General features: G+C 41.8%; 18 protein-coding genes. 5 read left to right on the top strand and 13 right to left on the bottom strand.

The features are described 5' to 3' along the window. Nucleotide 1: 1 nt before the first annotated feature. The 13 genes from ATHSA_RS08065 to ATHSA_RS08005 form a co-directional block, all read right to left on the bottom strand. Entirely contained in the window at nucleotides 2–1039 is a 1038-nt protein-coding gene (locus tag ATHSA_RS08065) for a 3-methyl-2-oxobutanoate dehydrogenase subunit VorB (protein ID WP_232060080.1), read from the bottom strand. A 13-nt stretch (nucleotides 1040–1052) separates the two neighbouring features. After that, complete coding sequence (locus ATHSA_RS08060) at nucleotides 1053–1286, bottom strand: 4Fe-4S dicluster domain-containing protein (RefSeq protein WP_161848590.1); 234 nt, start codon at nucleotides 1284–1286, stop codon at nucleotides 1053–1055. A 12-nt stretch (nucleotides 1287–1298) separates the two neighbouring features. After that, a complete protein-coding gene (locus ATHSA_RS08055; protein WP_161848589.1) occupies nucleotides 1299–1949 on the bottom strand; it encodes a nucleotide-binding protein in 651 nt (216 codons plus the stop codon). A 7-nt stretch (nucleotides 1950–1956) separates the two neighbouring features. Beyond that, entirely contained in the window at nucleotides 1957–3027 is a 1071-nt protein-coding gene (gene buk / locus ATHSA_RS08050; protein WP_161848588.1) for a butyrate kinase, read from the bottom strand. Between the two features lies 1 nt (nucleotide 3028). After that, nucleotides 3029–3934 carry a phosphate butyryltransferase gene (ptb, locus tag ATHSA_RS08045; protein ID WP_161848587.1) on the bottom strand — a complete coding sequence of 302 codons (906 nt, stop codon included), beginning with the start codon at nucleotides 3932–3934 and terminating at the stop codon, nucleotides 3029–3031. Continuing rightward, complete coding sequence (buk, locus tag ATHSA_RS08040) at nucleotides 3918–5015, bottom strand: butyrate kinase (protein ID WP_232060079.1); 1098 nt, start codon at nucleotides 5013–5015, stop codon at nucleotides 3918–3920. The genes ptb and buk (ATHSA_RS08040) overlap by 17 nt, the downstream gene beginning before the upstream one ends. Beyond that, on the bottom strand, nucleotides 5012–6223 hold the full coding sequence (locus tag ATHSA_RS08035) for an aminotransferase-like domain-containing protein (RefSeq protein ID WP_197739145.1): 1212 nt from the start codon (nucleotides 6221–6223) through the stop codon (nucleotides 5012–5014). The genes buk (ATHSA_RS08040) and ATHSA_RS08035 overlap by 4 nt, the downstream gene beginning before the upstream one ends. Before the next feature lie 130 nt (nucleotides 6224–6353). Then, nucleotides 6354–6932: a phosphatase PAP2 family protein gene (locus ATHSA_RS08030; protein ID WP_161848585.1), complete on the bottom strand. Its 579-nt coding sequence runs from the start codon at nucleotides 6930–6932 to the stop codon at nucleotides 6354–6356. 30 nt (nucleotides 6933–6962) lie between these two features. After that, entirely contained in the window at nucleotides 6963–8810 is a 1848-nt protein-coding gene (locus ATHSA_RS08025; RefSeq protein WP_161848584.1) for a sensor domain-containing diguanylate cyclase, read from the bottom strand. Further along, a complete protein-coding gene (locus ATHSA_RS08020) occupies nucleotides 8807–9184 on the bottom strand; it encodes an ArsR/SmtB family transcription factor (protein ID WP_161848583.1) in 378 nt (125 codons plus the stop codon). The genes ATHSA_RS08025 and ATHSA_RS08020 overlap by 4 nt, the downstream gene beginning before the upstream one ends. A 208-nt stretch (nucleotides 9185–9392) precedes the next feature. Next, complete coding sequence (locus ATHSA_RS08015; RefSeq protein WP_161848582.1) at nucleotides 9393–9743, bottom strand: 4Fe-4S dicluster domain-containing protein; 351 nt, start codon at nucleotides 9741–9743, stop codon at nucleotides 9393–9395. After that, a complete protein-coding gene (locus tag ATHSA_RS08010) occupies nucleotides 9736–10110 on the bottom strand; it encodes a 4Fe-4S dicluster domain-containing protein (protein WP_161848581.1) in 375 nt (124 codons plus the stop codon). Before ATHSA_RS08010 ends, ATHSA_RS08015 begins: the two co-directional genes overlap by 8 nt. Nucleotides 10111–10224: 114 nt before the next feature. Next, nucleotides 10225–11064, bottom strand: a complete 840-nt coding sequence (locus ATHSA_RS08005) for a DegV family protein (protein WP_197739144.1) — start codon at nucleotides 11062–11064, stop codon at nucleotides 10225–10227. Between the two features lie 186 nt (nucleotides 11065–11250). Here ATHSA_RS08005 and ATHSA_RS08000 point away from each other — a divergent pair, with 186 nt between their 5' ends. Genes ATHSA_RS08000 through ATHSA_RS07980 form a run of 5 tightly spaced genes read left to right on the top strand, consistent with a single transcriptional unit; the run spans nucleotide 11251 to nucleotide 16619 of the window. After that, nucleotides 11251–12771, top strand: coding sequence for an ABC transporter substrate-binding protein (locus tag ATHSA_RS08000; RefSeq protein WP_161848580.1), 1521 nt, complete (start codon nucleotides 11251–11253; stop codon nucleotides 12769–12771). Nucleotides 12772–12819: 48 nt separating this feature from the next. Beyond that, on the top strand, nucleotides 12820–13830 hold the full coding sequence (locus ATHSA_RS07995) for an ABC transporter permease (RefSeq protein ID WP_161848984.1): 1011 nt from the start codon (nucleotides 12820–12822) through the stop codon (nucleotides 13828–13830). Beyond that, the gene (locus ATHSA_RS07990) at nucleotides 13830–14690 is read left to right on the top strand and encodes an ABC transporter permease (RefSeq protein WP_161848579.1); all 861 of its coding nucleotides are present in this window, start codon (nucleotides 13830–13832) and stop codon (nucleotides 14688–14690) included. Before ATHSA_RS07995 ends, ATHSA_RS07990 begins: the two co-directional genes overlap by 1 nt. Beyond that, the gene (locus ATHSA_RS07985) at nucleotides 14687–15655 is read left to right on the top strand and encodes an ABC transporter ATP-binding protein (RefSeq protein WP_161848578.1); all 969 of its coding nucleotides are present in this window, start codon (nucleotides 14687–14689) and stop codon (nucleotides 15653–15655) included. Before ATHSA_RS07990 ends, ATHSA_RS07985 begins: the two co-directional genes overlap by 4 nt. After that, nucleotides 15645–16619, top strand: coding sequence for an ABC transporter ATP-binding protein (locus ATHSA_RS07980; RefSeq protein ID WP_161848577.1), 975 nt, complete (start codon nucleotides 15645–15647; stop codon nucleotides 16617–16619). Before ATHSA_RS07985 ends, ATHSA_RS07980 begins: the two co-directional genes overlap by 11 nt.

The following is a 16619-nucleotide window of genomic DNA, read 5'->3' as shown; positions in this document are numbered from 1 at the left end:
TTCACCTCGCGATCTTTTTTATGGCCTCAAGCACTTCCATAGGCGTTGGAACGACGCCAGCGCTTCTGCCATAAAAATCAACATTTGTCTTTCCGTTCACGGCAAGTTTCACGTCTTCGATCATTTGACCATAACTCATCTCTACCGTAAGAATATGCTTTACATTCTGCGAAATTTTCGATAACCTTTCGTAAGGAAAGGGCCATAAGGTTATAGGCCTGAAAAGACCAACCCTTATTCCTTCTTTACGGGCCGAATCGGCAACGGTTTTGACTATTCTCGCCATCGTTCCGTACGCAACTACAATTATATCTGCATCTTCGATTTTGAATTCTTCATACCTTACCTCATTTTCTGCGACTCTTTTGTAGGTTGCCTGATATCTTAAATTCATCTTTTCGAGTTCATAAGGATCGAGATCGAATGATGTTACCTTTCTCGGTTTTCTCCCCTTTGCACCCGTAAGGGCCCAGTCCGGTTCTTTGAGTTCTTCTATGTTTTTCCATTCGGGAAGTTCGACAGGTTCCATCATCTGACCTATCATGCCGTCTACAAGGATCGTCACAAGCATTCTGTACTTGAATGCGAGATCGAAGGCTTCTCCCATTATGTTGGCCGCCTCCTGCAACGTGTGAGGGGCGAGCACTATCATCCTGTAATCTCCATGGCCTCCGCCTTTAGTTGACTGAAAGTAATCGCTTTGGGATGGCTGGATGTCTCCAAGCCCTGGCCCGCCACGCATGACATTTATGAAGACGGCTGGCAATTCCGCTCCTGCCATGTAGGAAATGCCTTCCTGCATCAGGCTAAATCCCGGAGAAGATGTTGATGTCATAACGCGTTTTCCAGTACACGCAGCACCGTAAAGCATGTTAACCGTTGCAACTTCACTTTCTGACTGTAAAAAGACGCCTTTGACCTCGGGCATTCTTTTGGCCATATATTCGGTTAATTCGCTTTGAGGCGTTATCGGATATCCAAAATAAAGCCTGCACCCGGCCCTTATGGCCGCCTCTGCTATCGCTTCGGTTCCTTTCATAAGCATCTTCATTTCAAACACGCTCCTCGGCAACTCTGTGGACCGTTATGCACACATCCGGACACATGTAGTAACAAAAAGCACATCCCGGACATTTATCGTCGGGATCGTAAAGTTCCGCGTAATGGTATCCTTTATCGTTGAATTTATCTGAAAATCTTAAGACATGCTGGGGACATGCGTTTATGCACAATCCACATCCCTTGCATCTATCTGAATTGATCTCCACATAACCTTTTTTTGCCAAAGTTATCACTCCTCACCATGAATTTTTCATGAATCTCTTCATTCTGAAGATCGGCAACTCACCTTTGTAATCTATATTCTCGTCTATAGAGGTAAAGGCCACAGGAATTCCAGTCATCTTCGAAACCCTTAACACTATCTCCTCACCGGTCTTTATATCATTGGTGGTGGTTTCTGGGCCTATATTCGAATTGTTGACAAGGTAATCTATTCTGCATCTGGCCGCTCGAGAGATTTTGTCTATATTTCTTGAAATTTCTTCTTCCGTTGAACTGAAAGGCCTAAAAACATTGACAACGAATACGATCTTTTTATCAGCATTTTGAAGAAAATGGTTTAGGGAACCCAAAACGATGGCTCCATCCTCATTTCCGCCTACATCGACGACCGTCAAAAATTCCTTGTTCGAAATGTATCCACCCACCTCTGGAGGTATTATGGGCAAATCTGCAAGCATGTACCTTTCCGGAGCAGTTATGACCTTTATGTTCAGATTCTCAAGAAATGCTTTTTCATCTCTGCTTCTGAAGTAAGGACTTATTATGTCTATGTCTATGAGCGCAACCTTATTGGAAGATTTTCTAAGTGCTATCGCGGTATTTATAGAAAGTTCTGTCTTACCGCTTCCAAACATTCCAACGTATATAAAGACGCGAGAATCCATGTAAGGATCAAATGTAATTTTTAGCCTTCTCCTCTCCTCTTAAAATTCTCAGTGCACCCATCGCAAGAGCCTCTTCTTCTCGTCCACCGGGAAAGACCATGATCGGTGCTATGTAAGAGACCTTTTCTTTTATCCATCTGACCATGTATTTAGAATCGTAAGCCATGCCACCCGTAAGAATAATAGCGTCTACATTTCCTTCAAGCGGCACAACCATCCTTCCTATCCATTTTGATACCTGGTACGCCATGGCATGGTAAATAAGTTCGGCATGTTTATCTCCGTTATCTATCATCCTTTGAACTTCAATCGCGTTATTCGTTCCAAGGTGGGCAACAAGACCGCCTTCTCCTTTTATCTTTTTTTTCATTTCCTCAAAGGAGTACTTGCCACTGTAGCATAAATCTATAAGTTCTGTCAGTGGCAAGGTTCCGCTCCTTTCAGGACTAAAAGGTCCATCACCGTCTAAGGCGTTGTTGACATCTACAACACGCCCTTTTTTATGTGCTCCTACCGATACTCCACCGCCCATGTGTGCAACTATGAAGTTGCACTCTTCGTATCTTTTTTCAAGGATTGCGGCGGCCTTTCTTGCCACAGCCTTTTGATTTAACGCATGAAAAATGGATCTCCGCTGGAAATCTGGATGGCCAGATATTCTCGCGATATCATCCATCTCATCGACGACAACGGGATCCACTATAAAAGCCGGCTTACCAGTTAACTTTGAAAATTCGTGAACAATAAGTGCTCCAAGGTTCGAAGCATGTTCTCCGTACTTTGCCGTTCTTAACTCTTGAACCATCGTTTCATTTACAAAATAAGTTCCTCCTTGCACGGGCTTAATCAATCCACCTCTTCCAACGAAAGCCGCGAAATCTGACAGAGAGTGATTCGATTCTTTGAGAAAATCCATTATTTTTTCAAGTCTAAAGGCGTATTGTTCCGCGATGTTTTTGAAGTTTTTTAACTCTTCTGCGGAATGATAAAGAGTCTGGGATTTTATCTCCTCTTCGTTGTTAAAAATGGCTATCTTCGTAGAGGTAGATCCTGGATTAACGGCAAGGATCTTTAACATCTTATCCCACCTTTGCAAGCAGTGCGCTAAGCGCTATCGAATAAAGCCTTGTCTCGGCATCGTCCGCGCGCGAGGTTAAAACGATAGGAACTCTTGCGCCGACTATGGTACCGGCAAGTTTTCCTTTCGCAATGAAAATAAGTCCTTTGTAGAGTATATTTCCCGCTTCTATATCAGGAACAAGCAAAATATCCGCATGGCCCGCGACTGGACCTCCGATTCCCTTGTGCCTTGCGGCTTCTTCGCTTACGGCATTATCGAGCGCGAAAGGACCATCGACGATTGCGCCTGTGATCTGCTTTCTATCGTACATTTTGGCGATAAGGGCCGCATCTAAAGTTGCCGGCATCGCCGGGCTCACGGTCTCGACGGCTCCAAGTATAGCAACCTTTGGAATGTCGATGCCTATAACGTGAGCAACTTTTGTCGCATTGTATATAGAGTCTATCTTTTGTTCAAGAGTTGGGGCTATAACCATCGCAGCGTCCGTGATTATGAGAAGCCTATCGTAAGAAGGCACTTCGAAGATACCCACATGGTTCATCGTCTTTCCAGTTCTTAAATTGAAATTCTTGTCGAGCACTGCATGAAGCAAGTCCGCGGTATGGACTTTACCCTTCATCAAAAGATCGCAATGGTAGGTATGGACAAGTTCTACAGCCTTTCTTGTCGCTTCTAACTCTTCCGGCTCATTGATGACTTCGTAATTCGAAAGGTCGATGTTCAACTTCTTTGCGATCTTTTCAATTTCTTTTTGATCGCCAACGAAAGTTGCATCGATTATGCCGTTTTTTCTTGCATCTTCAACGGCTTCAAGGACAACCTCATCTTGAGCCACCGCAACGGAGATTCTCATCTTTTTTTCGAGACTTTTTGCTTTTTCAACGAGTTCAGACAGCTTTTTCATTGACTTTCACACTCCTTTGATTGTAAAATTTCGCTTTTTCTTTTCCTTCTAAAACTCTAAGCGTCCCCATCGCGAGTGCTTCCATTTCATGTCCGCCTGGTATAACAAGAACAAGAGAGATCTTCGATACGTACATCTTTATCATATCAACAAATTCATTACTGTAAGACATACCTCCGGTTAAAACTATCGCATCGACATTTCCATCGAGAACCGTTGCCATCTCTGAAATGCTTTTTGATATCTGGTAAGCCATGGCCTTGACTATAAGATCAACGCGTGGATCTTCCTTTGCCATCTTCAGAGCGACTCTTAAATCATTTGTGGAGATGTAGGATACAAGACCTCCATGACCAACGTACCTTTTTTTCAATTCATTTTTTGTGTACTTTCCGGAATAGGCTACCCTTACCACATCGCCAACGGGCAATTCGCCGGTCCTTTCGGGACTGAATGGTCCTTCGTCATTTGCATTGTTCACGTCTACCATTCTTCCATGTTTGTGGGCCGCAACGGAAATGCCTCCCCCAAGATGGGCTATGACAAAATTACATTCTTTGTAATCTTTTCCAAGTTCCTTTGCGGCAATACGTCCCACCATCTTCATGTTAAGCGCATGAGAATAACTTTTCCTTTCCAGATCTGGAATACCGGAAATCCTTGCAATGTCATCGAATTCATCGACAGAGACCGGATCGGTAGTGTAGACTGGAATCTTTCCTTCAGAAAGTTCATACCCTATAAGTCCAGAGAGGTTGGAAGCGTGATCTACCTTTGAATTTCTAAGGGCTTCAACCATGTTCTCATCTACCACGTAAGTGCCGCTTTCAATAGGGCCTATAAGACCACCCCTGCAAGAAATTGCATTCATGTCTTTAACGCTAAATCCCGATTCTTTGATGAATGAGATCACACTTTCTTTTCTATAACTCAATTGATCCCGCACACTTTTGAATTTAGAAAGTACTTCAATATCGTGCGATAATTCCTTTTCAAATAAGCATTTTTCATTCTCAAAAATGGCAACCTTTGTAGATGTCGATCCGCAATTTATGACTAATATCCTGTGCACCTCTATCACCTGTAAGTATCGATCAAATGGCCTATTCTCTTTATTCCCTCTTCTATTTCGTCTTCAGACGGCAGACAGAAAGAAAGCCTCATCTCCGAACTTTTTCTATCGTCAACGTAAAAGGCAGCACCCGGTATATAGGCAACTCCCGCTTTTTTGGCTTTTTCAAACATTTCCATCGTGTCGAATTTCTTTGGCAATTCAAGCCATATGAACAGGCCTCCTGCCGGCTTTGTCCATTTTGAACCATCTACTTTCACGTATTTTTGAAGTGCATTGAGCATTTTGTTCTTTTTGCTCCTGTAAATCTTAATCGTTTCATTTATTCTTTCGAAAACAGTCCCTTTTTGAAGATATCTTGCCGCTATCCTTTGAGTAAGACCCGGAGTGCAAAGATCGACTCCCTGTTTCGCGAGTGCGGCTTTCGAAACCAATTTCGACTCGCCAACGATAAGACCTATTCGAAGGCCCGGGCTCATCACCTTGCTTAAGGTGTTCAAAAGGACGACGTTGTGTCCTTCGGCTATCTTGTAAATGCTCGGAATTCTTTCGCCTTCATATCTCAATTCTCCATACGGATCATCTTCGAGAATTAAGACGTTGTATTTTACCGCGAGATCGGCAAGGGCCTTTCTCTTTTCCAAACTTAAAGTGACGCCAGATGGATTATCGAAATTTGGAACTGCGTAAATGAATTTTAATTTTTTCAGTTCTCCCTTTTGATCGAGTCTTTTTATCTCTTCTTCAATTTGATCTATTTTAAAGCCGTCTTCTTCTATCTCTACCGGTATGAATTTAGGTCCATATGCCCTAAAGGCGCTAATTGCTCCGAGATAAACTGGATGTCCAACGATAACGTACGAATCTGTATCGAGAAGGATCCTTCCCATCAAATCAAGGGCTTGCTGTGATCCGGTGGTTATAAGCATATTTTCCCTTTTGAGATTATCGATTCCATTTCTTTCTTTTAAAACCTTTATATATTCATCTTTTAAAATAGGATCTCCCTCTGTAGGACCATATTGAAGGGCGAATACATATTCTTTTAAAATTACTTCCTTTGAAATCTCTGCGAGTGCCTCTCTGTCAAATGTTTCTGGATCGGGCGCACCGCCCCCAAAAGAAATCAGCGAAACTATACCCGTGTCTCTTAGAAGTTCTCTTATTATCGAAGATTTTAGGCGTTGCGACATCATAGAAAATGAATTCTCCATCATCGTGTTCCTCCCTTCTAAATTGTTATAGCATTATTCGTGCCAAAAATTGAAAGTTAAAATAATTCATATTTCATCGCTCAAATCGATGCGACTTAAGATGCAGAAAAATGCATTGTGCAATTTATTGCATTCAAAAGGCGTACGAGAGTTGAATGACAGGATAACTTTTGAAGTTTTTGGAAACGGTAAAGGCAGTCAAATATCCAATTATGCCTCCGATTATCACATCGGATGGATAATGTACACCGTAATAAACTCTCGAGATGGCCACATATGTTGCGAGAGCATAAAATAAAGGAGAAAATCGCGGAAAATACTCGCTCCATATATAGGCAGATTCGAATGCCATGGCGGCATGTCCTGAAGGCATTGAATATCCTGAAGCATCTGCACGTTTTACAACCCAATCATAGGTTTGGAATGGACGAGGCCTTTCAAAAATATTTTTGAGGATCTCAACCTCCCCGAGAGTGATACCGAAGGTAACAAGTGTCTGGTAAGGACTTATGAATATAGAAGAAAGACCTAAAATTCCCGCAAAGTAGTCAGAAGATATCACGGCCTTTGGGACATCAAAAATTGGCTGTGGAGTTCCATTGACCATCTTCAAAATGGAAAGATCTAAGTCTTGTGACCCGAAGATATTTACAGAAAAGATTAGAATAAAGGCAAAGATCAAAAAAATTTTAACATGGCCATCTTGCGGCATATTCTTAAACCTCCTTGTAAAAGACAAAATTCAAATTTCGATTGAAATCCCGTACCCATTTCCGCCTTTGTTTTTGACCGTGTACATGACCCTGTCGGCAATGTTCATAAGTACTTCCAAATTCTCACCTTCAACTGGGTACACAGACCAGCCCAGGCTAAATGTTATTTTGTAGGGTGCCTCGATTCCAGATAGAGTCTCGATCATTCTTTTTGAAATAACTTTCAAATCTTCGATGGAATCTATCATGACGTGAAAAAGGAATTCGTCTCCTCCCATTCGAGAGACGAGATCTCCACCGCGTAGAATTGATTGAAATGACTCGCCAGTTTTCTTTAAGATCTCGTCTCCTACAATATGGCCAAACGTATCATTCAACATCTTGAAATTGTCTAAATCGGCAATCCCTATGGCAAGGTGTCTTTTCTCTCTTCTGGCGCGCCTCATCGCATCCTGAGCGGATTGTTCGAAATATCTTCTGTTCGTAAGACCTGTGAGTGGATCATGAAAACTGAGATACTCGAGTTTTTGATCTTTTTTGTATCCCTCTATTGCCATTCCGGTAGATGATACGATCTGCTCTACAAGTCTTACAAGATCTTTTGTGAAGTAATCCGGATCGTAACTTCCTATTGTCAGTACCGCGATGGGATGTGATCCCCTTTCGAATATCGGCCAACTTCCCACAACTTTGAGTTTTACAAGTTCGGGAAATTTGTCCCAGTAATCTTTGTAGACTGGTTGATCTGTATTCATTATCACGGGAAGACCTTCCCTAAAACTTTTAGATGTGGCAAGATGGCCTTCGGGGTATCTATCTACATTGACAGACACAGCCTTAGAATTGCTTAAAAAGAACTCAGAATCGTCTCCCAGGGATGCCATGATCTTCATCCATTCGGAATTTGGATCTTTGATCATCACTTTGACAGTTACGGTCTTTTGTGTGTGCTTTCCTATCGTCTCGACGATCTTTTTGTATATCATTTCAGGAGATGGAGATTTGATGAGATATCTTTGAATCTCAAGAAGACCTCTTTCGTAATTTCGTATGTTGGAAAGTTCGACAGATCTTTTATAACTTTCTATCAAAACCTTTAACTCCATTCCAAGATCTTCAAGTAAGTCTTCTATTTGCGCGGGGAATTTTTCCCCCTTTCCACAGTACATTGCCGTAATCCATCTTTCATCCGAGGTTGTGAAAAATGTATTCGCAACTCCGGCAAGATCGAATCTGTCGGCCCTTTCTTTCCACGGACCAAAGATAAGACTTGAAAGGTCATTTAAAACATACGGTCTTCCAGTCCGAAATGCAATACCTGCAGGTCCTTTTCCTTCCGGAACCGATGGATCAACCGATATTTTTATTCCGTCAAGGTATCCAGAGGCCCTTCCCGCAGATGCAACGATATTTACCCGTGTGGACTCGACCTTTCCTATCCATACAAGCGGGAGTTTCATATCCTCTGCAATTGATGCAACAATGCGAGACATTATGTCAGTGATATTGGAAAGGTTATCGTATTCGATTCTTATTCTTGATATGTCCGTTATGGCTTTGTAAAATCTTTCGCGCTCTTCGAGCCGTTTATTTTGGCTATCTTGAAATAGTTTAAGATGAATAAGCATTGACCTTTCGACGGTTTTTCTTGTCGCACATTTCAGAGATGCTTTTTCGGACGGATCGATTTCTATCTTTTCTATTTCTTCCATGATATTCGTGTAATACGTGTTGTAAAGATCTAATAGTTCGTCTGAAGAAAATGCTTTTGATAAGAACTTCGGTACAAAATCACACGCCCTTTTTTCAAGAACGGGCGCATACTTTAAAATGAGTGCCTTCTCATGATCAGAGAGGGAAAGAAAATCCGGGATCATTTTAATTCCTTTGAATTTCTTTTAGATAGCACTTCGCACGATTTTTGAGGATCATCGGGAAGATCTGAAAGTTTTAGACCTACGATTTCGACAAAGGTTTCATCTTTCTCTAAAAGTTGAAGGATCTCTTCGATCAAAGACTTTAACATTTCTTTGTTTGTTGAATAAAAGATCCATTGCTTCTCTCTTCTCTCATTCAAAAGGCCCGCGTCTTTGAGAATCCTTATGTTTTGAGATATCGCCGGCTGAGTTACATCAAAGAGATTCTCAAGTTCACAAACGCAAAAAGGCCTTTTGGCCATAAGTAGAACCATCTGAAATCTCAATGGACTTGAAAGAGCGTTAAAGAATTTCTCAAATTTTCTCGAATCCATTCGGCTGTCCCCCTGAATGTAAAATGACTGTTGAATTAATTTTATCATATATTCTGTAACATGCTCCCACTACTTATAGAAGTGGGAGAATTCTTGCTTAAAAGGACGTTAAAAGTCGAAAGTTTCTCGCCGCCATTTGCCAAAGGGATTCGAAATTTGAATTTTGTGATGATAGCCTCGCAAAAGCGAGGCTATTTGAGGTATTCATTTATTCGATGACAAGATCGGGATTTGCTTCCAATTTTGCCTTTAATTCTTTTTGTATTTGATCAGCAGGGATTGTTTTTGCAAGGCTTCTTATGTACTCTTCGTCAGTTTCAAAAGATATCGCATTCCATAAACATCCAACCTGACAGTTGTTACAGCCCACCATACAGCGATCTTGGAAAAGCACAACTGCCTTTTTATTTACCGGATCGTATCCGAAGACATTTCTTTTCTCACCACAGGTTATGACACACAATCCACATCCTGTGCATTTATCTGGATCTATTACTGGACCCCAGTTTATCTTTTTCCTATCGAGTCCGTGCCATTTGGCAAACATATCTTCAGCCATTGAAACTACCTTCCTTCTTTGTCTCTGTGAAGACAACGTGATCGGGGAATTTGTTAAGCCTTGCCTCTAATTCCTTCTTTACGGTCGGAAAGATCTTGTATTTTACGATTACGGATTTCGTGAACTTTGCAGAATCTTCAGGGAAAGATATAGCCTTTTCAGGACATACTTTTCCGCACGTTGTGCATCCGACGACACAATTTCCACCATTTGCGACTATATATTTTTGTTTCGATTTTGAAAATGCGAATACTGCATTTCCGCAACTTAGCAAACACAATCCACAATCTGTGCACTTCGAATAATCGATAACCGGTGCCCATTCGATTTCTGATCTTGGAACACCATGCCACATTTTTTCAGCCATTTTGATCATCTCCCAAACATCCTTTTAAACTAATAAATATATTAGCATATACTTATTATACTTGGGTTATGATCAAATTAAAGTTTTCTCATTATTCAAAGACGTCTTGATATCTTAACTTTGGTAAAATCCTATTCCCACAAGGCCCGGACCCGTGTGAACGACGAGAACGGGACTTATCTGGCCCATGAAGAGTTCATCTACATTTCCCGAACTTTTTACCTTCATGGCGAATTCCCTTGCTTCCTCTTCATCCCCACCATTCATTACCGCCACATTCACCTTTTTACCCTGTGATTCTTTCAAAAAGATATCGAACATCTTATCGATTGCCCTTCTCCATCCAAGGACCTTTGCGTAAGAGTAAAGGAATCCATCTCCATCGACAGATATTATTGGCTTGACGTTGAGGAGATCACCCATATTTGCCTCGACCTTTCCTATTCTTCCTCCCATCTTCAAATATTTAAGAGTTTTCAATGTAAAGAAAACCCTTATTTTGTCTTTTACATTTTTGGCGATCCTGCACGCATCCTCGAAAGACTTGCCATCCTTTATGGCCTTCGCGACCTCGTAGACGATAAACCCAAGTCCCATCGAAAGACTTTTTGAGTCTATGACCTTGACGTTCATATCGTATTCTTTCGAGACGGTGTTAAGCATTCCGTAAGTTCCACTTAAAGCACTTGAGATGGTAATCGCGATTACATGGGTGTACCCTTCCATCTTTAGTTTGTCGAAGAGTTTTTTAGCGTCATCCATTAAGGGCATCGAAGTCTTTGGTATTTCTTTCTCGAGGGAGTCGTAAACCTCCTGTGGTTTTATCTCTATTCTGTCCCTGTAGGTTTTGTTACGATACGCGATGATCAAAGGCAGGATGTGAATTCCGTATTTGGTGGCGATCTCATCGTCAAGATCGCAGGAACTATCTGTTACAATGCCTATTTTTTCCATAATGCTCTCCCCTTTTATCTCTATTTTAAAAGATTTTAAAAGAAAAATATTGTTCACAGATAAATATACACTAAATTTGACTTTGAAATAACTTCATGATAAAATATCTTCAAGTAAAATTTCTAAATGATTAAATATACAAATAAAATACATCCTAAATTAAAACAAAAAGGGGGCGTTTTTGCAATGAGGAGTATTTCTAAGGTTTTTGTTCTCATGCTTTTGCTTCTAATGGGCGTGATGGTTTTTGCGGCAAGTAGCAAAGATTACGTTATCGTTGGCACGACTGACAAATTCACATCTTTGGATCCTGCAAAGGCTTACGAATATCTTTCTGTTAACCTTCTTCAAAACATCATGACGGGCTTGGTCACTTACGTGCCAGGAACGACACAAATAGTGCCGGCTTTAGCGGAAAAATGGGACATTTCTCAGGATGGTCTTACATACACTTTCTACCTTAAAAAGGGTCTTAAGTTCTCCAATGGAGATCCCATTAACGCTCAGGCCTTCAAATTTTCCTTTGACAGGGTCATAAAACTTGGACAGGATCCTTCCTTTTTACTTTCAGATGTTGTCAAGGAGACGAAGGTAATAGACGATACAACCTTTGAGATCGATCTTAAATACCCATTTGCACCTTTCATAAATATCCTCGCCTTCACAGTAGCATACCCGGTCGATCCTAAGGTTTATCCGGCAGATCAGGTTTACAACGGAATGCCAGTTTCAAGCGGACCTTACGTAGTCAAAAGATGGGTAAGAGACGTTGAGATGGAACTTGCCCCGAATCCAAATTACTACGGAGACCCTGCAAAAACTCCAACTATCTTGATAAAACTTTATCAGGATGCCAACAGTTTGTATCTTGCCCTCCTTGGCGGTGAGATCGATCTCGCTTACAGGACATTGCTTCCTCAGCAATTTGCGCAGTTAGAGCAGAACAAAAAATTCGTAACTTACGTCGGCCAGAGTCCTTTCATGAGATTTGTCGTATTCAACGTAAAGCAAGATCCATTCGGAAATGCCAAGATAAGGGAAGCCCTTGCCTATGCCGTCAACAGAGATGAAATCGCTAACAAGATCTTTGCCGGTCAGGTCAAACCTCTTTACACGATGATACCAGTTGGGATATGGGGAAGTATGAATGTTATGCCATCACAGGATATAGCAAAGTCAGTCTCGATCCTTCAATCTCTCGGATATTCAAAAGATAAACCTTTGAATATAACGCTATGGTACACACCAAGCCATTACGGATCGACTGAGGCAGACCTTGCTCTTACTCTAAAGAATCAATTTGAATCAACGGGACTTATAAAATGCAACGTTAATTACGCCGAATGGGCTACATATATAGATTACTGGAACAAAGGCGTCATGGGTATGTTCCTGCTTGGGTGGTATCCAGATTACTTCGATCCGGACGATTTTGTGTGGCCATTCCTCCAATCTTCTGCAAGCCCTCTTATGGGGTCCAATTATTCGAATCCCACGATGGATCAATTGCTAACAGATGCAAGACTTGTAAGCGATGAGCCCGGACGTACAGCCCTTTACGAGGCCGTCCAAAAACTCATGGCAAAAGATTTTCCGTACATTCCTCTTTTCCAGGGAGAACAGCAAATTGTTGCAAAGCCTGAGGTGGGAGGAGTTGTTCTCGATCCGGTCCAGATTTTCAGATATTACCTACTTTACAAAAAGTGATCTTTGCGGGCGGATAATCTCCGCCCGAATTTGAATCAAAAGGAGAGAATACCTTTGAAGACTTACATTCTTACACGGGTTATACTTTCCATACCTATGATCTTTATACTTCTGACTGTGGTCTTTGTCATTTTAAGAATTCTGCCGGGAAATCCCGTTACGGCCATGCTCGGTCCAAAGGCTCCACCCGAGGTTGTAAAATCCATGGAGGCCCAACTTGGCCTCGACAAGCCAATAATCGTTCAGTTCGGCGATTACATAGCCAATATTTTAAGGGGAAATTTTGGAAATTCAACTGTAACGACGCTTCCTGTTATTCAAGAATTGGAAGATAGATTTCCAGCAACGCTCGAACTTACAATATTTTCTATGGTTATAGCCGTTTTAATAGGTATATTTTTCGGAAGTTTCGCGGCCTCGCATTACGGCAAAACCGTTGATGTGATGGCCAGAATTTATTCTATATTCGTTTATTCGATGCCTGTCTTTTGGTTTGGAATAATGCTTCAACTCATCTTCGGAGTGTGGTTCAAAATTCTGCCCGTCTCAGGTCGTGCTTCCCCTTTCATGACGCCAGATAATCTTTACACGGGTCTTTACACTATCGATGCGATTTTAAATGGTCAGTGGAACGTGCTCTACGATGCGCTTTTGCACCTTGTACTTCCGTCTGTAACTCTTGGCGTCGTGATATCGAGCATTTTCGTAAGAATGGTGAGATCGAACGTATTGCTTTCTCTCTCAAGTCAGTACGTCATTTCTGCAAGATCGAGGGGTGTAAAAGAAAGTAAAATCCTTTACGCACATGCTCTTAAAAATGCCATGATCCCCATTCTTACAATAATGGGCCTCCAATTTGCCCTCCTGCTTGGAGGAGCCGTTTTAACCGAAACGACCTTTTCGTGGCCTGGAATAGGAAGTTATCTCGTCGAGAGGATAAGGTACAGGGATTTTCCCGCAATCCAGGGGGCTGTCGTGTTTTTTGCACTCTTTGTAGTTGTTGTGAGTATATTAATAGATATAATCAACGCGTGGATGGATCCGCGGGTGAGATACTGATGATAAGCAAAGAGATAAGAAAGGGTCTAAGAGGCCTTTTCAAAGATTCTTCGGGCCTTATGGCCGTGATAGGATTTTTGATACTCGCCTTTTACGTTGTTGTGGCTATATTTGCGCCTTTCATATCTCCCTACAATCCAACCCAGCCATCTGGACCGTCTCTTCTACCTCCGACTATATCTCACATAATGGGGACGGACAATTTGGGATACGATATTTTCAGCAGACTTGTCTGGGGAACGAGGATGGCCTTTGCAATAGCACTTATAGCGACTGCGATAGCGGCGGTGGTTGGGATTCCAGTAGGCCTTCTTGTTGGGTACATTGGTGGAAAGATAGATCGTGTTGTAACGATGATAATGGACTCGATTTACGCATTTCCGGGCCTTATCCTTGCCATAGCGATAGCGGCAATGTTGGGACCGGGCCTTTTGAATATAGCCTTTTCTATAGCCGTAGTCTACATTCCAACTTATTACAGGGTTATAAGAAGTCAGGTTAGCACGGTAAAATCCGAACTTTACGTTGATGGAGCGCGTGCGATCGGGGCGAGGACCTCTATCATCATAGGATCGTACGTCTTCCCAAATGTTTTGCCTTCGACGATAGTGATATTTTCCATGAACCTTGCAGATTCGATAATGACAGAGGCTGGATTGAGCTTTTTGGGTCTTGGAATTGCTCCACCGACGCCGGACTGGGGATACGATCTCGCAAAGGGCCAGCAATTCATTTTGAATAACGATTGGTGGATGGTGCTATTTCCGGGCCTTGCCATAATAACAATAGTTCTGGGCTTTAGCATGTTCGCCGAAGGTCTTGATGAATATTTCAACCCGAATATAGGTGAGAAGAGATGAACTTACTCGAGGTAAGGAATCTTGAAATCGAGTATCTGACAAGAGATGGAAATCTCAAAGCGGTTGAAGGCGTTTCATTTTCTCTCGGATTTCATGAGACTCTTGGCCTTGTGGGAGAATCTGGATGCGGAAAATCGACTATAGGACTTTCGCTATTGAGAATTTTACCGATCAACGCAAGGATGAAGGGAAGGATACTTTACAAGGAAAAGGACGTAGTAAATCTTCCGGATGAAGAGATGAGATCGGTACGTGGAAAGGAAATTTCGATGATCTTTCAGGATCCGATGACCTCTCTCGATCCGATAATGAGAATAAAAAATCAATTTTTTGAAACCTTCCGTGCGCACTTTCCAAAGATGGAAGAAGATGAGATGTTTAAAATATCATCCAATGTTTTAAAATCAATAGGCATAGATCCGTCGAGACTTGAAAATTACCCATTTGAATTCAGCGGTGGCATGCGTCAGAGGGTCATGATAGCGCTTGCCATAGTTTTAAATCCTTCTTTGCTTATCGCAGATGAGCCGACAACCTCTCTCGATGTTGTCGTACAATTACAGATAATGGAGGTCCTCAAAGAGTTAAAGGAAAAAAAGGATATGTCGATGATTTTGATAACTCACGATCTTGGCCTCGTCGCCGAGATAGTCGACAAGGTTGGAATAATGTATGCTGGAAACCTTGTCGAATTCGGAGATGTGAATTCTATCTACGAAAAACCTTTGCATCCGTATACCCAACTTTTACTCGTTTCGATACCAAATGTTAAACTCGAAGATATGGAACTAAAGTACATAAAAGGGAATTTACCGAGTCTTAAGTCGCCTCCGGCCGGGTGCAAATTCCATCCACGATGCCCCTTTGCAATGGACATATGCACAAGAGAGGATCCTCCAACTTTTGAGTTAAATGGAAGAAAGGTAAAGTGCTGGCTTTATAAAGGAGAGAAAGATGGATCATAGACTTATATCGGTTATAAATTTGAGAAAGTATTTTCCGCTCAAGGTCTCATGGCTAAAGGCATTCAAAGAAAAACCTTACGTCAGGGCAGTTGACGATCTTTCCTTCGAGATAAAATACGGTGAGACTCTCGGCCTCGTGGGCGAATCGGGAAGCGGCAAGACCACGGTGGGTAGAATTTTGATAAGGCTTGAAGATCCAACGGAAGGCCAAATAATCTTTGAAGATCTCGATCTGGCAAAACTTTCTGGAGAATCTTTAAGAACTAAAAGGAAAGACTTTCAGATGATCTTTCAGGATCCCATGGCATCGTTGAATCCTTACATGAGAATTGGCAATGCCATAGAACATCCTTTGAAGATACACAAAATGGGAGATAAAGCAGATAGAAAAGCACGTGTTTATGAAATTCTTGAAAAAGTAGGCCTTCCACCAGAAGAGTTTTACAGCCGTTTTCCAAGGCATCTTTCCGGAGGTCAAAGGCAGAGGGTTGTTATTGCGCGAGCCATGGTTACGAATCCTAAATTTGTCGTGGCAGATGAGGTTACGGCCATGTTGGACGTATCGATAAGATCCCAGATCCTTAAACTTCTCATAGATATGAAAAATGAACTTGGTCTTACATATCTGTTCATAACCCATGATCTTGCGAGTGCAAAGTACATCTGCGATAGAATAGCGGTTATGTATCTTGGAAAAATAATCGAGATCGCAAAAACATACGATATATTCAAAGAACCATTGCATCCTTACACAAAGATACTGATATCGAGTGTGCCCGTGCCCGATCCAAAGATGAAGAAGAAAAAATTCATCCCATCGGGAGAGATTCCATCTCCCATAAATATACCTTCAGGATGCAGATTTCACCCGAGATGCCCTTACGCAATGGAGATTTGTACCAAAGTTGAGCCAGAATTGAAAGAAATAAATGGCAGGACAGTTGCCTGCCATCTTTACGATTGA

Origin of the sequence: Athalassotoga saccharophila, assembly GCF_009936215.1 — a bacterium.
Classification (GTDB): domain Bacteria; phylum Thermotogota; class Thermotogae; order Mesoaciditogales; family Mesoaciditogaceae; genus Athalassotoga; species Athalassotoga saccharophila.
The sequence above is the reverse complement of the archived record's forward strand: the minus strand, read 5'-3'. Positions and strand labels throughout refer to the sequence as shown.

Coding starts and splice junctions, on each gene's coding strand:
- ATHSA_RS08025 (WP_161848584.1), bottom strand. CDS start 8,810: ATGATCCCGGATTTTCTTTCCCTCTCTGATCATGAGAAGGCACTCATT.
- ATHSA_RS08005 (WP_197739144.1), bottom strand. CDS start 11,064: ATGGAAAAAATAGGCATTGTAACAGATAGTTCCTGCGATCTTGACGAT.
- ATHSA_RS08065 (WP_232060080.1), bottom strand. CDS start 1,039: ATGAAAGGAACCGAAGCGATAGCAGAGGCGGCCATAAGGGCCGGGTGC.
- ATHSA_RS08010 (WP_161848581.1), bottom strand. CDS start 10,110: ATGGCTGAAAAAATGTGGCATGGTGTTCCAAGATCAGAAATCGAATGG.
- ATHSA_RS07985 (WP_161848578.1), top strand. CDS start 14,687: ATGAACTTACTCGAGGTAAGGAATCTTGAAATCGAGTATCTGACAAGA.
- ATHSA_RS07990 (WP_161848579.1), top strand. CDS start 13,830: ATGATAAGCAAAGAGATAAGAAAGGGTCTAAGAGGCCTTTTCAAAGAT.
- ptb (WP_161848587.1), bottom strand. CDS start 3,934: ATGAAAAAGCTGTCTGAACTCGTTGAAAAAGCAAAAAGTCTCGAAAAA.
- ATHSA_RS08000 (WP_161848580.1), top strand. CDS start 11,251: ATGAGGAGTATTTCTAAGGTTTTTGTTCTCATGCTTTTGCTTCTAATG.
- ATHSA_RS08035 (WP_197739145.1), bottom strand. CDS start 6,223: ATGATGGAGAATTCATTTTCTATGATGTCGCAACGCCTAAAATCTTCG.
- ATHSA_RS08030 (WP_161848585.1), bottom strand. CDS start 6,932: ATGCCGCAAGATGGCCATGTTAAAATTTTTTTGATCTTTGCCTTTATT.
- ATHSA_RS07980 (WP_161848577.1), top strand. CDS start 15,645: ATGGATCATAGACTTATATCGGTTATAAATTTGAGAAAGTATTTTCCG.
- buk (WP_161848588.1), bottom strand. CDS start 3,027: ATGTTAAAGATCCTTGCCGTTAATCCAGGATCTACCTCTACGAAGATA.
- ATHSA_RS08055 (WP_161848589.1), bottom strand. CDS start 1,949: ATGGATTCTCGCGTCTTTATATACGTTGGAATGTTTGGAAGCGGTAAG.
- ATHSA_RS08020 (WP_161848583.1), bottom strand. CDS start 9,184: ATGGATTCGAGAAAATTTGAGAAATTCTTTAACGCTCTTTCAAGTCCA.
- ATHSA_RS08015 (WP_161848582.1), bottom strand. CDS start 9,743: ATGGCTGAAGATATGTTTGCCAAATGGCACGGACTCGATAGGAAAAAG.